Origin of the sequence: Achromobacter pestifer (genome assembly GCF_013267355.1) — a bacterium.
Classification (GTDB): domain Bacteria; phylum Pseudomonadota; class Gammaproteobacteria; order Burkholderiales; family Burkholderiaceae_B; genus Achromobacter; species Achromobacter pestifer_A.
This window is the reverse complement of the sequence record NZ_CP053985.1, coordinates 5,065,590-5,084,035: the sequence shown is the minus strand read 5'-3', so window position 1 is coordinate 5,084,035 and position 18,446 is coordinate 5,065,590. Positions and strand designations below refer to the sequence as shown.

The 18,446-nt window shown below is 68.3% G+C and carries 10 protein-coding genes; 6 read left to right on the top strand and 4 right to left on the bottom strand.

Going from position 1 to position 18,446, the window contains the following annotated elements:
* The first annotated feature begins 124 nt into the window (after positions 1 to 124).
* The 5 genes from FOC84_RS24045 to FOC84_RS24025 all read left to right on the top strand — a co-directional run bounded on the left by FOC84_RS24045 (position 125) and on the right by FOC84_RS24025 (position 12,643).
* Positions 125 to 1,312, top strand: a complete 1,188-nt coding sequence (locus FOC84_RS24045) for an aminotransferase class I/II-fold pyridoxal phosphate-dependent enzyme (protein ID WP_173146663.1) — start codon at positions 125 to 127, stop codon at positions 1,310 to 1,312.
* Positions 1,313 to 1,338: 26 nt separating this feature from the next.
* On the top strand, positions 1,339 to 1,995 hold the full coding sequence (locus tag FOC84_RS24040) for an alpha/beta fold hydrolase (protein WP_254241761.1): 657 nt from the start codon (positions 1,339 to 1,341) through the stop codon (positions 1,993 to 1,995).
* A complete protein-coding gene (gene bioD / locus FOC84_RS24035; protein WP_173146659.1) occupies positions 1,992 to 3,428 on the top strand; it encodes a dethiobiotin synthase in 1,437 nt (478 codons plus the stop codon). Before FOC84_RS24040 ends, bioD begins: the two co-directional genes overlap by 4 nt.
* Positions 3,429 to 3,805: 377 nt before the next feature.
* A complete protein-coding gene (locus FOC84_RS24030; RefSeq protein ID WP_173146658.1) occupies positions 3,806 to 7,984 on the top strand; it encodes a hypothetical protein in 4,179 nt (1,392 codons plus the stop codon).
* 9 nt (positions 7,985 to 7,993) lie between these two features.
* Positions 7,994 to 12,643 carry a hypothetical protein gene (locus FOC84_RS24025; protein ID WP_173146657.1) on the top strand — a complete coding sequence of 1,550 codons (4,650 nt, stop codon included), beginning with the start codon at positions 7,994 to 7,996 and terminating at the stop codon, positions 12,641 to 12,643.
* Positions 12,644 to 12,716: 73 nt separating this feature from the next.
* Here FOC84_RS24025 and aceA read toward each other — a convergent pair whose 3' ends face one another.
* Positions 12,717 to 14,036, bottom strand: coding sequence for an isocitrate lyase (gene aceA / locus FOC84_RS24020; protein ID WP_173146656.1), 1,320 nt, complete (start codon positions 14,034 to 14,036; stop codon positions 12,717 to 12,719).
* Between the two features lie 325 nt (positions 14,037 to 14,361).
* On the opposite strand from aceA, the gene queF reads away from it, so the two are divergent.
* Positions 14,362 to 15,186: an NADPH-dependent 7-cyano-7-deazaguanine reductase QueF gene (gene queF, locus FOC84_RS24015; RefSeq protein WP_173146655.1), complete on the top strand. Its 825-nt coding sequence runs from the start codon at positions 14,362 to 14,364 to the stop codon at positions 15,184 to 15,186.
* Positions 15,187 to 15,202: 16 nt separating this feature from the next.
* Here queF and FOC84_RS24010 read toward each other — a convergent pair whose 3' ends face one another.
* The 3 genes from FOC84_RS24010 to pgsA form a co-directional block, all read right to left on the bottom strand.
* Entirely contained in the window at positions 15,203 to 16,204 is a 1,002-nt protein-coding gene (locus tag FOC84_RS24010; RefSeq protein WP_173146654.1) for a cytochrome-c peroxidase, read from the bottom strand.
* A 108-nt stretch (positions 16,205 to 16,312) separates the two neighbouring features.
* Positions 16,313 to 17,617 (bottom strand): MFS transporter, encoded by a 1,305-nt coding sequence (locus FOC84_RS24005; protein ID WP_173146653.1) that lies wholly within the window; start codon positions 17,615 to 17,617, stop codon positions 16,313 to 16,315.
* Between the two features lie 202 nt (positions 17,618 to 17,819).
* Positions 17,820 to 18,392 (bottom strand): CDP-diacylglycerol--glycerol-3-phosphate 3-phosphatidyltransferase, encoded by a 573-nt coding sequence (gene pgsA / locus FOC84_RS24000; protein ID WP_173146652.1) that lies wholly within the window; start codon positions 18,390 to 18,392, stop codon positions 17,820 to 17,822.
* Positions 18,393 to 18,446 lie beyond the last annotated feature (54 nt).

The window sequence follows — 18,446 nt, the reverse complement described above, 5'->3', positions numbered from 1 at the left end:
GCGCGCCCGGCCCCGCCCGGCGGACACGGCCGCGACAGGGGCGGCGTCCGCCTCCACTACAATGGCTCGCATTCTACGGCCTGGCGCGGGCTCGCCCCCTGCCCGGCCGCTGCCGGAAATATTGATGTCCAAGCTGGATCCGCTTTTCTCCTCCGAACTGGCGCGCGCCGAAACGCGCCGCGTGCGCCGCCGCCTGCGCACGGCCTCTGCCGCCGCCCCGGGACGCCTCGTCCTCGAGGGCGAGCCAGTCCTGAACTTCTCCAGCAACGATTACCTCGGGCTGTCGCGGCATCCGCTGCTGGTCGAGCGGTCGCGCGAATGGGCGGCCCGCCACGGCGCGGGCGCCCAGGCCTCGCGTCTGGTGACCGGCAACCTGGACCTGCACGAACAGGTGGAGGCCAAGCTGGCCCGGCTGAAAGGCACCGAGGCCGCGCTGCTGCTGGCCTCGGGCTGGCAGGCCAACGCCGCCGTGCTGCCCGCCCTGCTACGCGCCGCTGCCAGCCAAGGCGAGGTCGAGCTGTACGCCGACAAGCTCAACCATGCCAGCCTGCACCATGGCTGCCAGGCGGCCGGCGTCAGACAGATCCGCTTCCGGCACAACGACCTGGACCATCTGGAGAGCCTGCTGGCGGGCAAGGCGGAAACCGCGGCCGGAAAATCCGTGTCGCGATTCATCGTCACCGAGAGTGTGTTCAGCATGGACGGCGACCGGACCGACGTGGAGCGGCTGGCGGCCCTGGCCGACCGCCACCAGGCCTTCGTCTACCTGGACGAAGCGCACGCCACCGGCGTGCTGGGCCCGCGCGGCATGGGGCTGGCGGGGCTGGCGCCCGGCCGCATCGATCTGGCCATGGGCACGTTCAGCAAGGCGCTGGGCGGCTTCGGCGCCTATGTCGCCGGCTCGCGCGCGCTGTGCGACTACCTGATCAACGCCTGCTCGGGCTTCATCTACACGACGGCGCTGCCGCCCGCGGTGCTGGGCGCCATGGACGCGGCGCTGGACCTGGTGCCCACGCTGGACGCCGAACGCGCCCGGCTGGCGGCCGCGGGTGACAATCTGCGCGCCGCGTTGCGCGGCATGGGGCTGGACACGGGCGCATCCTCCACTCAGATCGTGCCGGCCATCGTGGGCGACGAAGCCCGCGCCCTGGCGCTGGCCTCGGGACTGGAGCAGCGCGGCCTGCTGGCGGTGGCGATCCGCCCGCCCACCGTCCCCGCCGGCACCAGCCGCCTGCGCGTCACCCTGAGCGCGGCGCACCGCGACGTGGATGTGGCGCGGCTGATCGACGGCTTCGCCGCCGTGCTGGCGTGATGGCCGCTGCCTCCATGCAAGCCGGCATGTCCCGCCCCACCCTGCTGTTCGTGCATGGCTGGGCCTTCGACGCCTCGGTCTGGGCGCCGCTGCGCGCCGAACTCCAGGATAGTCCGCAGGCCGTCTTCGATGCGGGCTACTTCGGGCCGGCGCGGGAGCCGGCCATAGCCGGCCCCGTGATCGCCATCGGCCATTCGCTGGGCGTGCTGCGCCTCTTGCGCGAACTGCCGCAAGACTGCCTGGGCCTGGTGTCCATCAACGGCTTCGCGCGTTTCGCCGCAGCCCCCGATTTCGAGGCCGGCGTGGCGCCGCGCGTGCTGGAACGCATGGCCCGGCGCCTGTCCTCGGACCCCGTGGCGGTGCTGAGCGACTTCCGCCAGCGTTGCGGCGACGGGTCCGATTTCGGCGAGCCGCAACTCGCGCCGCTGGCGCGCGACCTGCAGGCGCTGCGCGACGAAGACCGGCGCGAAGCCCTGGCGGCGCTGCCCGTGCCGCTGCTGGTCCTGGCCGGCGCGGACGATCCCATCGTGCCCGCGCCCATGACCCAGGCGGGCTTTGCCGGCAGCGCCGACGCAGCGATCCGCCAGTGCGAGGGCGGTGGCCATCTGCTGCCGCTGTCGCACGCGCCCTGGTGCGCGGCGCAGATCCGCGCCTTCATGGCGCGCCTGGCGCAGGCCCTATGACGCTGACCCCGCGCAACGCCGGCATCGGCGCGCGCTTTGGCGCCGCCGCCCCTGCCTACGAAGACCACGCGTCCATCCAGCGCCTGGCCGCCGAGCGGCTGGCCGGCGATATCGCGCTGCTGCCGCTGCCGCCCCGCCCGCGCATCCTGGAGATCGGCTGCGGCACCGGCCTGCTCACCCAGGCGCTGGCGCGCCGCATCGGTCCCGCCGACTGGACCGTCACCGACATTGCTTCCGGCATGCTCGCGGCCGCGCAACGCGGCCCGTCCCTGCCCGGCCAGGCCCGCTACCAGCTTCTGGACGGCGAGCATCCGGCCGGACTCGAGGGCGGCTACGACCTGATCTGCTCCAGCTTGGCCGTGCAGTGGTTTTCCGACCTGAACGCGGGGCTGGGCCGGCTGGCCGCGCTGTTGGCGCCGGGCGGCTGCCTGGCCGTGGCGACGCTGGCGGACGGCACGTTCCAGGAATGGCAGGCCGCCCATGCCGCCGCCGGCCTCAGCGCCGCCACGCCGCGCTATCCGTCCGCCGCCGCCATCCATCCGGACGGGGGCAATCTGGCGGGTGGCGTGCGCAGCGAACGGCTGATACATAATCATCCTGACGGGCTGCGTTTCCTGCGCGGCCTGAAAGGCATAGGCGCCACCACGCCCGCCCCCGGACGCGCGCCTCTGGGCGCGGCGCAACTGCGGCGGGTGTTGGCGGCGTTTGACGAACAAGGAGCCGGGGTGACCTATCACCTGGCCTACGGTATGTGGAAAAAATCGAACCAGCACCCCGCCGGCGTCTTCGTGACCGGCACGGATACCGGCATCGGCAAGACCCTGGTGTCCGCGATCCTGGCGCGCGCCTGGAACGCCGACTACTGGAAGCCGGTGCAGACCGGGGTGGCGGAAGAACCCGGCGACACCGACACCGTGGCGCAACTGGCCGGGCTGCCGCCCGAACGCCTGCACCTGCCCGCCTACGTGCTGCAGGCGCCGCTGTCGCCCTGGGCGGCCGCCACGCTGGAAGACGCCATCGTCGACGCCACCAGCATCGTGCCGCCGGCCACGCAGGCGCCGCTGATCGTGGAAGGCGCGGGCGGCCTCTACGTGCCGATCGACGACACCCACATGATGATCGACCTGATCGCGCGGCTGGACATGCCGGTGGTGCTGGCCGCCCGCAGCGGATTGGGCACCATCAACCACACTCTGCTCAGCCTGGAGGCGCTCAAGCGCCGCGGCATTCCGATACTGGGCGTGATCATGAGCGGGCCGCTTTCGGCGGGCAACAAGGAAGCCATCGAGCGCTTCGGCGACGTGCGCGTGCTGGCCGAGATCCCGCCGCTGGCGAAAGTCGACGCGCAAACCGTCCAAGCGCTGGCCAGCACCATTCCGTCGCTGGCTGAATGCCTGCAGGCGCTGGGCGACGCGCCTGCGGTAGCCAGCTAGGGCTCCGCACCGCCCCCCGGAACGCGCAATTTCCGGGGTCGGAGCCGTTACGCATTCGTACAAAATAAATTCCGCTGGCGGCCACCCGTCCCCCATGCGGATGGATGCCGCGACCTGCCCTTCCGTTCGTTCGGATGGCGCCCAAAGCCTCATGCAAAGCGTGAACTTCCCGAGTGAAGGCATGCGGCATCTACATCTATCAGCCACATCCGGATTCTCAAACCAGCGCTGCCGCGGCCGCCGCCGCCGCATGCCTGCGCGTTATTGACTACTAACGCAACACAACGATAATTTTCGCCACATTGGCAGTTCGATTCGCAGGTAGCTGGACGTGCAGGATTTCGTTCCTGGGTTTCCTTATTTGCAGGAGAACTGGCATGGTCACCAGAAGGCTGAACATTCCTGTCCTAGCCCCAAATCCCAACCGCAACTTCTTCGACGGCACCCGCCCCGGCCATGCCGTGCTGCGCCCGGCCGATCTGCTGGCCTTGCGGCTGGAGCTGCACAATCTGGCGGTGACGCCAGGACCGCCGCCCCGTCTGAAGAAAACTGGCGACGGGGCCGCCACGCTCATCGTCCACTTCCCGCCGCAGTCGATCACCGAAGAGACCTTCTTCGAAAGCCGGCCGCTCGGCACCGCCAATCAGCCGCCGCCCCGCCCCACGCCGGACAAGCCGGAACCCGCGGGCGGCATAGAGGAGGAGCCCACCGGCCCGCCAGTGCGCGCGCGCATCGCCGGCGAATCGCGGCTGGCCTTCGCCATTCCCGACGGCTTCGACGTGCCCTACACGCTGGAAGGCGTGCTGGCGGCAATGGAGTCCCTGCCCCAGGCCGTGGCCGCCAACGCGCGCCCGCCGGGCCCCAGCGCGCCGCGCCTCAAGCTGCGCGATCTGTTCGACACGCGCATCGACAAGCTCTCGCCGGTGCAACGCGCGGCGCTATCGAGCTTCGCGCTGCGCAGTGCGCGCATCGCCACGCAGCTGAATGCGCCCGGCGCGCTGCTGCTGCGCCAGTCCGGGGGCGCCCCCGGACTGCGCGCATTGCGCCTGGGCAGCGGCACGCCAATCCGTGAAGTGCAGCGCACCAGCGCGCTGATCGAAATCCTCAGGCGCGGCCCCAAGCCGGCGCTGCCCGCCGCGCAGCAGACGGCGATAGAACTGCCCTGGCGGCTGATCCTCAGCCCGCATGCGGACGAACGCTGGCGCCACGCCAAGGCGCCGGCGACGTCCGCCGCCACGCAGCACACCGAACTCTGGCATACCCAGCTGCTGGCCGCGCAGCCGGAGGACAGCGCCCGGGCGCCGCTCGCGGACGATCCCCAGCCCAGCGTGCGCGCGGTCTGGGCCCTGGGCGGCGAAGGCACGACCAAGCCCATGCAGGCGGCGTTCCCGGTGCCGACGGTCACCTATCTGCCGCAGCCGAACACCTCGCCCTTCCGCATGCCGATGGACGATTTCGACCGTTTCCAGATCGCGCATCTGTCGTCGAACTTTTCCGTGGCCAACTACACGCCGCAGCCCGTGGACGCCAAGCTGCTGATGCTGTCCGCGCTGGGCGCCTGGCTGGACTCGCGCGGCAACTGGGACGCGCCGGGGCTGTCGCTGGAAGAATGGACCCATCGCGGCGCCATGGGCCGCGACCATTACGTCCGCGTGGTCTACAAAGGCCTGCTGTTTCCCTTCGGCCACCGCGCCTCGCTGGTGAAGGTCAGCGAACGCAAATTCCATACGGGCACGCCCGGCAACACGGCCTACCTGCGCCAGCGCCTGTTCATCATCGTGCGCCAGCGCGAACGCATCTACGCCGACCCGCTGCTGCAGGCGCGGGACGACACGGGGAACATGATCTTCCTGCATCGCCAGATGCCGTTCTCCAGCGTGCGCATCCTGACCACGGTCACGCCCAGCTTGGATCTGCCCACCTCCCCGGCCAGCAAGATCGGCAACGAGGGGCAATTGCTGTTCTGGCCCTGCGTGGGCGCAAGCCCCTTCCGCTTCGCCTGTTCGGCCACCGACATCGACGGCCGCATCGTGCAGTTCGACCTGCCCATGATCTTCATGGACGGCGGCCGGGCCTGCCCGCGCAAGCTCAGCGGCCAATGGCTGACGCCGGACTATGCGAACGCGGAAATCTTTGCCAAGCAAACGCGGGAGGCCTGGCGCAATGCCGAATCCAGCCGCCGCACCGCGCCGTTCAAGCAGCAGCGCGTCACGTTCGCTTCCCCGCTCAAGCCCGGCGATACCGCGGCGCAAGCGGAGACAATCGAGTTCGACGGCCTGGTCGATCCGGGCAATACCCAGCTGCGCGCCTACAGCGATTCCTTGAACGGCCCCCTTTTCTATCCCGGCATCAAGCGCGCCGCGATCCGCATCGCCGCGCTGGCCGAACTGACGGGCAGCGACAGCAACAGCGTACTGAGCTGGAACGACCACTACCTGCGGTTCGGCTTCGATCCCGGCAATGTCGGCCAGGTCTTCGGCAACATAGACGCCGAGCCCGGCTACCGCGGCGACGCCGTGCTGAACTTCTCCGCGCAAGGCGACCGCGCGGGCGGCTTCGTCCAGCCGAATCTGCGTCCCACGGCGCTGTCGCGCATGGCCGGTCCGGTCAGCGGCAAGGTGGCGGACTTCGTCGCCGGCAAGATGAACGGCCCGGACATCTTCCCCAAAGTCATCGCGTCGGATCTGCCCTTTCCGCTGCTGTTCGGCTGCATCCCGCTAGGCGACGTGATCGAAGCGGTATCCAACGCCGCCGGCACGCCGGAACAGGTGCCGCGCTTCATATCGGAAGCCTGTTCCCAGCTTGAAAGCCTGGTCAACGAAATGGGCCGGCTCTACGGCCTGGTGGCGGACCTGGCGCAGCAGCCGGGCCGCATCGCCGAAGCCGCCTTGCAGGTGCTGAAAGACACGCTGCAGGATCTGCTTGGCCAGGCGCAGGCCTATGCGCAGAACCTGGTGCAGGACGCAAAGGCCCGCGTCAACGATCTGATCGCCGCGCTGGACGCGGTGCGCGCGCAGGTCGCGCTGCTGGCCGGACTATCCTTTGACGCCGCGCCCGCGCTGCCGGGCCTGCCCGCGGTGCTCACCGCCGCGCGCAATGCCGCGACGGCGCTACGCACGGCGGCGGACGCGCAGGTGAACGGCGCGCACTTGCCCGATGGTCTGCGGCAATCGCTGCGCCAGGCCGCCAACACCGCCCAGACGCTGCTGGACAGCGTGGCCGTCGTGCCGGCGCTGCTGCTGCAGGGCAAGGCGCTGTACGACGCGCTCGACGCCGTGGTGGGCCACCCCGACCAGCTGGACGAACTCTTCGCCGACGCCGCGACGCTCAAGCCGCGCCTGCAGGCCATCACGAACGCGGTCGACCCGCTGTCGGGCACCATAGGAGGCGCACGCCTGCTGGAAGGCGCGCCGCGCCAGATCGCGCAGACCGCGCTGCAAGCGGTCAAGCTGGCGGTCGATGCGGTGCTGGCCAGCGCCGAACTGCTGGAGCTGCTGACCGGCGATGAGCTCACCCTCCGCTTCGACTGGAATCCGGTGATCAAGAGCTGGTCGATCAAGCCCGGCGACCCGCCGCTGTTCCGCGTCAACGATGCGCGCGGCTTCCGGGTGGCGGTGGAGGCGCGCGTGCGCAAGAACGGGCAGAGCGCGCCCAAGATGTCGGTGGTCTGCTCGCTGAAGGACTTCGACCTGGTGCTGATTGCGCCCGCCAGCTTCATGGAGCTGAACTTCGAGAAGATCGAGTTCCGCATCGACACGGCCGCGAAGATGGATGTGGACGTGCTGCTGACCGACATCAAGTTCGTGGGCCCGCTGTCCTTCGTCGAAACGCTGCGAGACCTGATCCCGCTGGACGGATTCTCCGATCCGCCCTACCTGGATATTTCGGCCAAGGGCGTGGACGCTGGCTTCGACCTGGCGCTGCCGGCCGTCGCCATCGGCGTCTTCAACCTGTCCAACCTCAGCCTGGGCGCGGGCTTCACCGTGCCTTTCATCGGCCAGCCCCTGTCCGTGCGCTTCAATTTCTGCACGCGCGAGCAGCCCTTCAATCTGTCGGTGTGCATGTTCGGCGGCGGCGGATTTTTCGGCATCACGCTGGATCCCAGCGGCATCCAGCTCATGGAAGCCGCCTTCGAGTTCGGCGCCAGCGTGTCGGTGAACCTGGGCGTGGCCTCCGGCGGCGTGCACGTCATGGCGGGCATCTACTTCCGCATGGAAAAGAACGCCTGCTCGCTGGCGGGCTACTTCCGCATGGGCGGATGCGTCAGCGTGTTGGGCATCGTCAGCATTTCCATCGAGATCTACCTGGAACTGCGCTACGAGTTCGAAAGCGGCAAGTGCGCGGGGCGCGCGACCATCACCGTCGAGATCGAAGTCTTCATGTTCTCGATGAGCGTATCGCTGTCATGCGAGCGCAAGTTCGCCGGTTCCAATGGCGACCCGGGCTTCCGCGACCTGATGGGGCCTCGTCCCGACCTGCCGTTGGCGCAGGAGTTGGCGCTGATCGACGACAGCAGCGAGTACGCCTGGCGCGAATACGCCGAAGCCTTTGCCTGAGGAACGTCCATGGCCAAGCAAACGATAGTCTGGACCGCGATCCCCAACGGCCGCGTGCCCGCCGGCCCCGACGCCGGCCGGCTGCGCATCTCCATCGTGGCCTCGCCGCGCCTGACGCCGCAGGCCGTGAACGAGCAGCAGCTGCACGCGTTCACCGACTGGGTCAACTGGCCGCGCACCCTGGAACGGGTGCGCTTCGTGCTGAACACCGGCATGGCGGAGATCGAGCTTGCGCCGCAGGCGCAGGCCGACGCGGCGTTGTGGGAACGGCTGCTGCCCAAGACCACGCCGGTCGCCGGCTTCGTGTTCCGCGACATGAGCAGGGTCAACCTGTTCTCGTATTCGGTGGCGGGCGTGCTGGGCCTGACCCGCAAGCACTACGGCAGGCTGGCGGTGCAGGCCTCCGGCACGCCGCCCACGCTGCTGCCCTGGCGCGACGCGCATCCGGGCCTGAAGGACATGCTGGGCGACTGCGGCACGCGCACCACCTTCATCTCGCTGGGCGACCGGCGCGTCGAGATGCCGCTGCCCGGCTTCGACCGCTTCTTCGACGACGGCGGCGATGGCGCCGAGCGCGTGCTGCGCTCGCAGGTCTATGGTCCGCACAGCATCTATGAGGGCCGCGCCGCCGCGCCGGGCGTGAACGCCGAGGGCAATCCCCAGCCCGGCGTGAGCTTTCCGCTGCGCGCCCTGCCGACCCGCTGGAACGACGGCGGACTCGCCGGCCCCGACCAGAACCTGATGAAGCTGTGGAACTCACAGGCCGAGTACACCCTGTTCCAGGCCAACCGCTTCTATCGCCGCGATCCGCCCACGGCGCAACAGCGCAGCATCCGGCGGCCGGACGGCGCGAACGTGCCCGCGCCGCCCGCCCAGCCGGAAATGGATTTCCACGCCATCGTCGCGTCCTACGGCGACTACCCGGCGCTGCTGCGCCAGCTCGGCCTGGTCATCGACTGCCTGCTGCCGGCGGACTCGCCGATCGCGCGGCAACTGGCGGCCGCGCCCGCCGCGCAGGGCTATTTCTTCCTGACCGTGCGCTGGGAAGACGGCCACGACGCCGGCGACGACGCCTGCCCCGCCACCGCCTGGACGGGCGACGCGGAACGCTTCACCACGCGTCCCCGCAACCCCGCCGATCATGAGCGCGGCATGCTGAAGCTGCGCCGCGCCGACGACAGCTGGAACCTGTACGAACCGCGCAGCCCCTTCGACGTCTATCAGGTCGACGCCGACGGCGCGGCGCTCAAGACCGTGGACTTCGTGCTCAGCGCCCAGAACCTGATCGCCAGGAGCCTGGCGCTGGGCGCCGACGGCGCCGTGACCTACACCACCGGCGACAAACAGGGCGTGGCCGCGCTGCGCTCGGGCGGCCTGGGCGTGGCGCGGCGCGGCCGCGCCTGGGAGGTCGCGCAGAACGCGGCCGCCGCGGCCCTGAAGAACGCCGCCCTGTCGGGCGCGCCGGGCAGCATCGTGCTCTATGCCGAGGATCTGCTGCGCGGCTATCGCGTGGACGCGCAGCCGCAGGTGCCGGGCGATCCCCAGAAATGGCATTCACTGTGCCAGCGCGCCGGCGCCTACCGCTGTACGGACGGCGGCGCGCCGCTGCAATTGCCCGCTGACGAGGGCTATGTGAAAGGCGCCTCCACCAGCGGCGGCGAGAATCCGGACGACCAATACCTGCATGAGTCCCTGTTCCGCTGGACCGGCTGGAGCCTGGTGGCGCCGCGCCCGGGACGCACGCTGCGCGACCGCGTCGATCCGGACAGCGGCGTGCAGGGCGAAACGCCGGAAGACGTGCAGGACACGGCCACGGAAAAAGGCAACGGCCTGGCGGTCAGCTTCACGGCTGCCAAGGGCAGCCTGCCGCGCCTGCGCTTCGGCATGCCCTACCGTTTCCGCGCGCGGCTGGTGGATCTGGCCGGCAACAGCCTGGCCCATGACGATCCCTCGCTGGAGCGCGACGACAACGCCACCCAGCCGGTCGTCTACTGGCGCTTCGAACCGGTGGATCCGCCCGCGCTGGTACAGCGCGCCCGACTGAGCGAAGGCGAGTCGCTGGAACGCATGGTGATCCGCAGCAATACCGGCATGGACCCCGCGGCCTACCTCGAAAGTCCCGACTTCAAGCAGGCCCTCTTGCAAGACGCTGCCAAGGACTTCGCCTACGACGCGGTCAACCAGCGCCACGTGGTGCCGCCCAAGGCGTCCCAGCTGCAATGCGAAACGCACGGCCTGTTCGACGCCATGATGGGCAGCCCCGCCAGCATCAAGCAGGCCTATGAAATCGCAGCCCGCGACGCGGGCACGCTCTACGACAAGGGGCCAGGCACGGACATAGAACTGGTGACGCCGCGGGCGCTGCAGGAGGTGGCCACCACCGGGCAAGTGCCTCCGAAATTGCCCTCGGCCGAGCACCCTACCGGCGAACGCCTGGCCGCCGGGCAGTACGTCATCCACCGCGAAGCCCAGGTGCTTACGCCCTATCTGCCGGATCCGGCCGCGGGCGGCATCGCGCTGCGCGCCCAGCCCGGCCATGCCTTGCCCGGCGTCACGGGGCCCAAGGTGCTGGGACCCAGCGCGGTGATCGCCCTGACGCCCGCGCAAGAACTGGTGCTGCTGGTGGCGCACGCGTCCAAGTGGCCGGATACGCAGGGCTTGCGCATCGTGCTGGAAGAACGCCGCGCCACCCTGACCGATCCGCCCTGCTCGGAAGATTTTCTCGACGACGGATTGCCCAGCTGGGACGAAGCCCAGCGGGTCCTGACCTTCTACCTGCCCAAGGGCCGCATCGCCCGGCTGCGCTATTCCAGCTTTGTGAATCCGGGCCTGGCCAACACCTTCGGCATACCCGCTTGGGCGAACAACGAGGGCGAGCGCGCCACGCTGCGCCTGTCGTCCGTGCTGGGCGGCTGCTGGATGGTCACGCCCTACCGCCCGCTGGTGCTGGTGCACGCGACACAACAGCCGATATGCGAGCCCTTGCTGCTGATGGCCGAGGAACCGCAGCGCGGGCCCGGCGATGCTCACGCGGACCTGTATGCCCGCGTGCGGCTGCACGGCCCCACCACCGGCAAGGTCGAAATCGAGGCCGACTGGCACGAATGGGTGGACGACCTGCAGAAGCTGCGTCCGGAACGCCAGGCCGGCCATGGCGTGCTGGCCGAGGTTCCCTTGTCGGAAAACTACGCGAACCTCTTTACCCTGAGCAATGCGGTGAAGGAACAGTTGAACGTGGATGGCAAGCTGCGCGCGCGCGGCGACCGCCATGAATTCGGTGACACCCGCTTCCGGCTCATCCGCTACCGCCTGCGCGCCGCCACGCGATTCCGCGAATACCTGCCGCCCTCGCTTTACGCGCAGGCGGACAAGGTCACGCGGCTGGGGCCCGTGGCCGACGGGCCGTTGGTGGAGGTGGGCGCGGACGACGACCCGGGCGCTCCAGTGCTCAGGCGCGACGGCACTGCGCAGAACACGGTGGTGCGCGCCAGCGCGCCGCCGGACGCCCCCGTCCTCACATACGTCGTGCCGACTTTCCGCTGGCAGGAAACGGCAGGCGCCGGCAAGCTGGACGTGACGCGCCTGGGCAACGGCCTGCGGGTCTGGCTGGAGCGCCCCTGGTTCTCTTCCGGCGACGGCGAGTTGCTGGGCGTGGTGATCGCGGGCGACGGCCAGAACTTCACCGACATCGGCAATCCGCTGACGCCGCTGGTGACGCAATGGGGCATGGATCCGCTGTGGGAGACGCCCCCGCCCAAGCACAAGGCGCGCGTGTCGGACTTCTCCACGCGCGTCACCGACGAGCAGGTCTATCTGCAGGAAATCCCGGCTCAGCGGGTCCACGTGGTCGGACACCGCGTGCGCTGGAGCGAGGAACGCGCGCGCTGGTATTGCGACATCGAGCTCGATCCCGGCCGGACCTACATGCCCTTCGTGCGCCTGGCGCTGGCGCGCTATCAGCCCAACGCCATCAGTTCCGCCAAGCTCTCGCGGGTGGTGCAAGCCGAGTTCTCCCAGGTGCTGCCGCGCCGCCGCGCGGTGTTCGAGATCAAGCGCGGCCGGCTGGCGTTCAGCCTGCGCGGCGTGGTGCCCAAGCATGGACCCATGAAGTTCCCGCTGGACTCCGAGTACCTGAACATCTCCTTCATCCCCGGCATAGGCCAAACCGCCGAAAGCGGCCGCAACCGCGTGGAACTGGTGCTGCAGACGCGCGACCCGGCGCTGGACAGCGACCTGGCCTGGAGCGATGCCAAGGTGCTGGCATCGGGCCTGCTGGACCCGGCGGGACCGCCCCCCCAGCCGTCCGGCCCCGGCCCCGGCCCCATCCTCATAGACCGCATGCGCGAACTGCCCATCCTGGAAACCGCCACGCCCACGACACTCGCCGACCTTTCGCGCCTGGGCAACGTGGTGGTCGGCCCGGTGGTGCGTTTTCCGCCCGTGCTGGAAGGCCCCCTGTTGGGCGAACTGCTGGACCCCGTCATCTGGTCCGCCAGCGCCGCGCTCCCCGACAGCGGCGGCAAGCCCGCGCGCATCGCGGTGCGCGAGTACGAGCGCTACTACACCGACAGCTCCGTACCCGAACGGCGCGCCGGCGCCATACAGCAGCGCCGCGTGGTGGAGGAAAGGCTGGTGTACTCGGCGTTCTTCGGACTGTAAAAAAAAGGGTGCCCGAAGGCACCCGAATCCACCCTACAACAGCAACTACAACTGCATAACTCTCCTGCGATGCTTACGCGACCTTCTGTTCCTTGCCGTGTTCGAACTGGGCTTCTTCGGTCGAACCGGTCAGCGCGGTGGTCGAGGACTGGCCGCCTTCGATGGTCTGCGTCACGGCGTCGAAGTAGCCGGTGCCGACTTCGCGCTGGTGCTTCACGGCGGTGAAGCCGATTTCAGCGGCGGCGAACTCCTTCTGCTGCAGCTCGACGAAGGCGCTCATCTGGCGGCGGGCGTAGCCGTGGGCCAGCTCGAACATGCCGTAGTTCAGCGCGTGGAAGCCGGCCAGCGTGATGAACTGGAACTTGTAGCCCATGGCGCCCAGCTCGCGCTGGAACTTGGCGATGGTGCCGTCATCCAGGTTCTTCTTCCAGTTGAACGAGGGCGAGCAGTTGTAAGCCAGCAGCTTGCCCGGGAACTGGCGGTGGATGGCCTCGGCGAATTTGCGGGCGTATTCCAGGTTGGGCGTGGACGTTTCGCACCAGATCAGGTCGGCATAGGGCGCATAGGCCAGGCCGCGCGAGATGGCCTGGTCGATGCCGGCCTTGGTGCGGAAGAAGCCTTCGACGGTGCGCTCGCCGGTGATGAAGGGACGGTCGTTCTCGTCGACGTCGCTGGTCACCAGGTCGGCCGCGTCGGCATCGGTGCGGGCCAGCAGCACGGTGGGCGTGCCCATCGTGTCGGCGGCCAGGCGGGCCGACACCAGCTTGGCGACGGCTTCGCGGGTCGGGACCAGCACCTTGCCGCCCATGTGGCCGCACTTCTTCACCGAAGCCAGCTGGTCTTCAAAGTGCACGCCCGACGCGCCGGCGTCGATCATGGCCTTCATCAGTTCGAACGCATTCAGCACGCCGCCGAAGCCCGCCTCGGCGTCCGCCACGATGGGCGCGAAGAAGTCGATGTAGCCTTCGTCGCCCGGGTTCTTGCCTTCCATCCACTGGACCTGGTCGCAGCGGCTCAGCGAATTGTTGATGCGGCGAACCACCTGCGGCACCGAATTGGCGGGGTACAGCGACTGGTCGGGGTACATCTCGCCGGCCAGGTTGGCGTCGCCGGCGACCTGCCAGCCCGACAGGTAGATGGCCTTCAGGCCGGCCTTGACCTGCTGCATGGCCTGGTTGCCGGTCAGGGCGCCCAGCGAATTCACGAAAGGCTCGCTATGCAGCAGTTCCCACAGGCGGGTGGCGCCGCGGCGCGCCAGCGTGTGTTCCACGCCGATGGAGCCGCGCAGGCGGATGACGTCTTCGGCGCTGTAGTCGCGCTTGATGCCTTGCCAACGGGCGTTTTCGGCCCAGTCCTTCTGCAGATTGCGGATTTCGGTTTCGCGGTTGCTCATGTTGATGCTCCTGGTCAGTGATGGGGAAGACTGCAAAAGATTCGCGTCCTGCGTTGCGTGAATCGTTGGACAAAGTCTATGCCTCTGCTGCGGAGCAATGTGGGCTTGTGTCTTATACAAGACGAAAAATATTATTCTTGTAAATCAATTGGTTATAAATTCAATTTCGTATTGCGAAACGCAATTATCATCTGTGAAATGGGTTCCCGCTGCTACGCAGCAGCGGCTTTCACATGACGAAGGTTACATTTCACAATATGGAAAATCGGGGTTTTTTCCGACCGCCTACAATGCGTTCATTCTTCAAGTTTCCGATGATTCCGCTATGACGCTGTCCCACGGCCCGCTGGGCCAGAGCGTGGCCTACGCCTCGCAATACGACCCCTCGCTGCTCTTCCCCATCGCGCGTTCGCACAACCGCGCGGCGCTGAACCTGGAAGCCGGCAAGCTGCCCTTCACCGGCGTGGACCTGTGGAACGCCTATGAGCTGTCCTGGCTGGACGCCAAAGGCAAGCCGCGCGTGGCCATGGCAACCTTCTCGGTGCCGGCCGACAGCCCCAACATCATCGAGTCCAAGTCCTTCAAGCTTTACCTGAACTCGTTCAACCAGACCCGCCTGGTCAATTCGGCCGCCCTGCGCGGCCGCCTGGAGCGCGACCTGAGCGCCGCCGCCGGCGCGCCGGTGGGGCTGGATTTCTTCCTGCCGCAGCGCTTCTCCGAGTTGCAGATGGGAGAAATGGACGGCATCTATATAGACAAGCTGGACATCGAGATCGACACCTACGAACCCGCGCCCGAAGTGCTGCGCACCCGCGCGGGCGACGTGGTCGAGGAGACGCTGGCTTCGCGCCTGTTGAAATCGAACTGCCCCGTGACGGGCCAGCCCGACTGGGCCAGCGTGCAGATCCGTTACCGCGGCGCGCCCATAGACCGCGAATCGCTGCTGCGCTACGTGGTTTCGTTCCGCCAGCACGCCGAATTCCACGAGCATTGCGTTGAGCGCATCTTCAGCGACGTCATGCAGGCCTGCCGCCCCGAACAACTGACGGTCTACGCGCGCTATACGCGCCGCGGCGGGCTGGACATCAACCCCTGGCGCAGCAACTTCGAGGCGGGCCCGCCAGCGGACGTGCGCACCGTCCGCCAGTAGGCCCGCGCATACCGCCTTATTTCACGAAGGGCTCGGGCCGCGGCGTGTCGTCCGCCGACGGCGGCAGCACCGGGTACTGGATCGCCGGCTGATCGCCCGTCAGAGTCTGCAGGAACGCCACGATCTGCGCGTTCTCATCCGGCGTGAAGGTCCGGCCCAGCTGCAGCCGGCCCATCACATCCACCGCCTGCGTCAGCGTGGCCGCCTCCCCGTCGTGGAAGTACGGATAGGTCAGCGCCACGTTGCGCAGCGTCGGCACCTTGAAGTTGAAGCGGTCGGCGTCCTTGCCCGTCACCCCCGCGCGGCCCTCGGCCTTGTTCTCGGTGACGTAGGGCGTGACCAGGCCCATCTTCTGGAACGAATTGCCGCCCACCGCCACGCCGTTGTGGCAGGCCACGCAGCCGCTGTTCTTGAACAGCTCATAGCCCGCCAGCTCGCGCACGGTCAGCGCCTTCTGGTCGCCGCGCAGCCACTGGTCGAAGCGCGAATTGGGCGTCACCAGCGTTTCCTCGAACGCGGCCAGGGCGCCGGTGACCTCGTCGATGCCGATGTCTTCCTTGCCGAAGACCTGCTTGAATTCCGCCCGGTAGCCGGGAATCGAATTCAGCACCTGCACCGCCAGCTCATGGGTGGACGCCATCTCCATGGGATTGGCGATGGGGCCGCCCGCCTGCTCGCGCAGGTCCTTGGCGCGGCCATCCCAGAACTGGGCGATGTTCAGGCTGGAATTGAGCACCGTCGGCGAGTTGATCGAGCCCTGCTGCCACTTGTGGCCGATCGACGCCTTGAGATTGTCCGCGCCGCCCATGCCCAGGTTATGGCAGGAATTACAGGAAATCGCGCCTGAGCGGGACAAGCGCGGGTCGAAGAAGAGCTTCTTGCCCAGCTCGACCTTGGCCGGCTCCTTGATGACCGCCGGCTCCACCGGCTGTATCGGTTCCTGCGAGGCCGCATGGGCCAGACCGATCCAACCGCCCAAGGCGACTCCTGCCGCCAGCAACGCGCTTGCCCTTCTCATTGGCTTCTCCTGAGTAATGACCACTTCACTGACGAGGTCATTACATCAGAGAGACGCCGCATCAACCTTGCGTAGGGTCAAACCGCCGGGGCGCGGGCCCCGGCCGGTTCAGGAACGTGCGGCGGCCGATGCGGCCGCCGCGGGTTCCGCGCGCCGCGCCTGCACCGCGATCCACTGCGCCAGGAAAGCGGCGGCGGCGAACGCGACGCCCGCACCCACCCAGGGGCCCTGCCGCAGACCAGCGTCCAGCAGCAGGCCAAAGGCCAGCGGTCCCAGGGCCGAGCCCACATCCATGCCGGAGTACACCAGTCCGTAGACCGATCCGGTGGAGCCCTTGGGCGTGACGCGGCGGATCAGCATGTCGCGCGACGGCGCCGCGACGCCGGAGCAGAAGCCCGCCAGCGCCACCACCGGCGCGGCCAGCACGGCCGGCACCAGGCCCAGCGCCAGCACCACCAGCGTCAGGCCCGCCAGGATCAGCGCCACCATCACGGTGCGTTCGGTACGCGGATTGGCCGACACCAGGAAACCGCCCGCGGCCATGCCCACGGCCGAAGCCACCATGTAGCCGGACAGCGCCGAGCTGGCGGCGACCTTGGACAGGTCGTACAGTTGGCCCAGCAAGGGAATGGTGTAGTTCTGCACCGACGACAGCGCGATGGAGGTGCAGGCGAAGAACAGGAACGCGCCCCACAGCGCTGGCTTGGACAAGAGCGTGGACAGCGTGGTCAGCACGCTTTCCTGCGGCTTGGCCGCGGGCTTGGCGGCAAGCTTGCCGGCTTCCGCGTCCGCATGGCCCTCCAGCGGCGACGGACCGCCCAGCAGGTCGCGTCCCAACACCGTCAGCAGCAGGACCAGCGCCACCAACCCGGCCGCGCTATAGGCCGCCACGCGCCAGTCCGCCAGCAGCGTGATGCTGGTCATGAACACGGGCGTCAGCGCCCAGCCCAGGTTGCCCGTCAGTCCGTGCGTGGAAAAAGCATGCCCCAGGCGCAGCGCGGAAATGCGATGGTTGATGATGGAATAGTCGGCCGGGTGGAAAACGGAATTGCCGATGCCGCCCACCACCGCCGCCGCCACCAGCATGGCGTAGCCGTTGGCCGACCCGATCAGCACGCCGGACAGCACGAAGCACGTCAGCCCGAACCACAGCACCGGCCGCGCGCCGATCCGGTCCACCACGAAGCCCGAGGACGCCTGGCCGATGCCGGACACCACGTAGAACGTGGACACCAGCAGCCCCAGGCGGGCGAAGTCCAGGCCGAACTCGTTGCCCAGCGAGACGTAGAGCGAGGGCAGGACCAGTTGGAAGAAGTGGGAGGACGCGTGGGCCACCCCGATCAGCAGGATGATCTTCCAGTCGCGCCGGCGGGCGGCGGCGTCCAGGGCCAGGGTATTCGCAGCGGTGTTCATTGCAGGCGGCCGCGGTCAGCGGCAGGTAGCGTGGCGCCGGATGCGGCGGCGCGCGGGTTGTCTCCGGCAACGTCCGGGTGCTCCGGGCGTTGGACTTTGAGGCGCCGTACCGGACGCGCCGGCGGATCGCTCTTAGTATGTAACGGCGGCCGCCTTGCGCGAGCCGGGCCGCCGTTCTGTCAACCAATATATACGGACTGGTCTACAGGGCCTTTTCGCGGATGGCGGGCCAGGCGCGCTGCAGGTAATACAGCATCGACCACACCGTCAGCACCGCCGCCACGATGATCAGCACATCGCCCAGCAGCTTGGTGCTGACGCCGTAAACCGGCTGGTTGTACAGCAGGCACGGAATCGCCACCATCTGCGCGGCCGTCTTGAACTTGCCCAGCCGGTGCACCGCCACGCTGGCGCTGGCGCCGATCTTGGCCATCCATTCGCGCAGGGCGGAAATCGTGATTTCACGGCCGATAATGATCAGCGCGATGAAAGCGTCGACGCGGCTGAGGTCCAGCAGGACGATCAGTGCGGCGCAAACCATCAGCTTGTCGGCAACGGGATCCAGGAAGGCGCCGAACGCCGAGGTCTGATTCCAGCGACGCGCCAGCCAGCCGTCGAACCAGTCGGTCAGGGCCGCGATGATGAAGGCCCAGGCAGCAATGGTGTCGCGCACGGGAACGGACATCCAGCTTTCGGGCACATAGAACAGCCCGACCACCAGCGGAATCATGGCGATGCGCAGCCATGTCAGGATAATGGGTACATTAATTGGCATAGTGTTCGTATGCTAACAGTAAGATGCCCCCCCGAAGCGCCGGGGGCGCTTCCC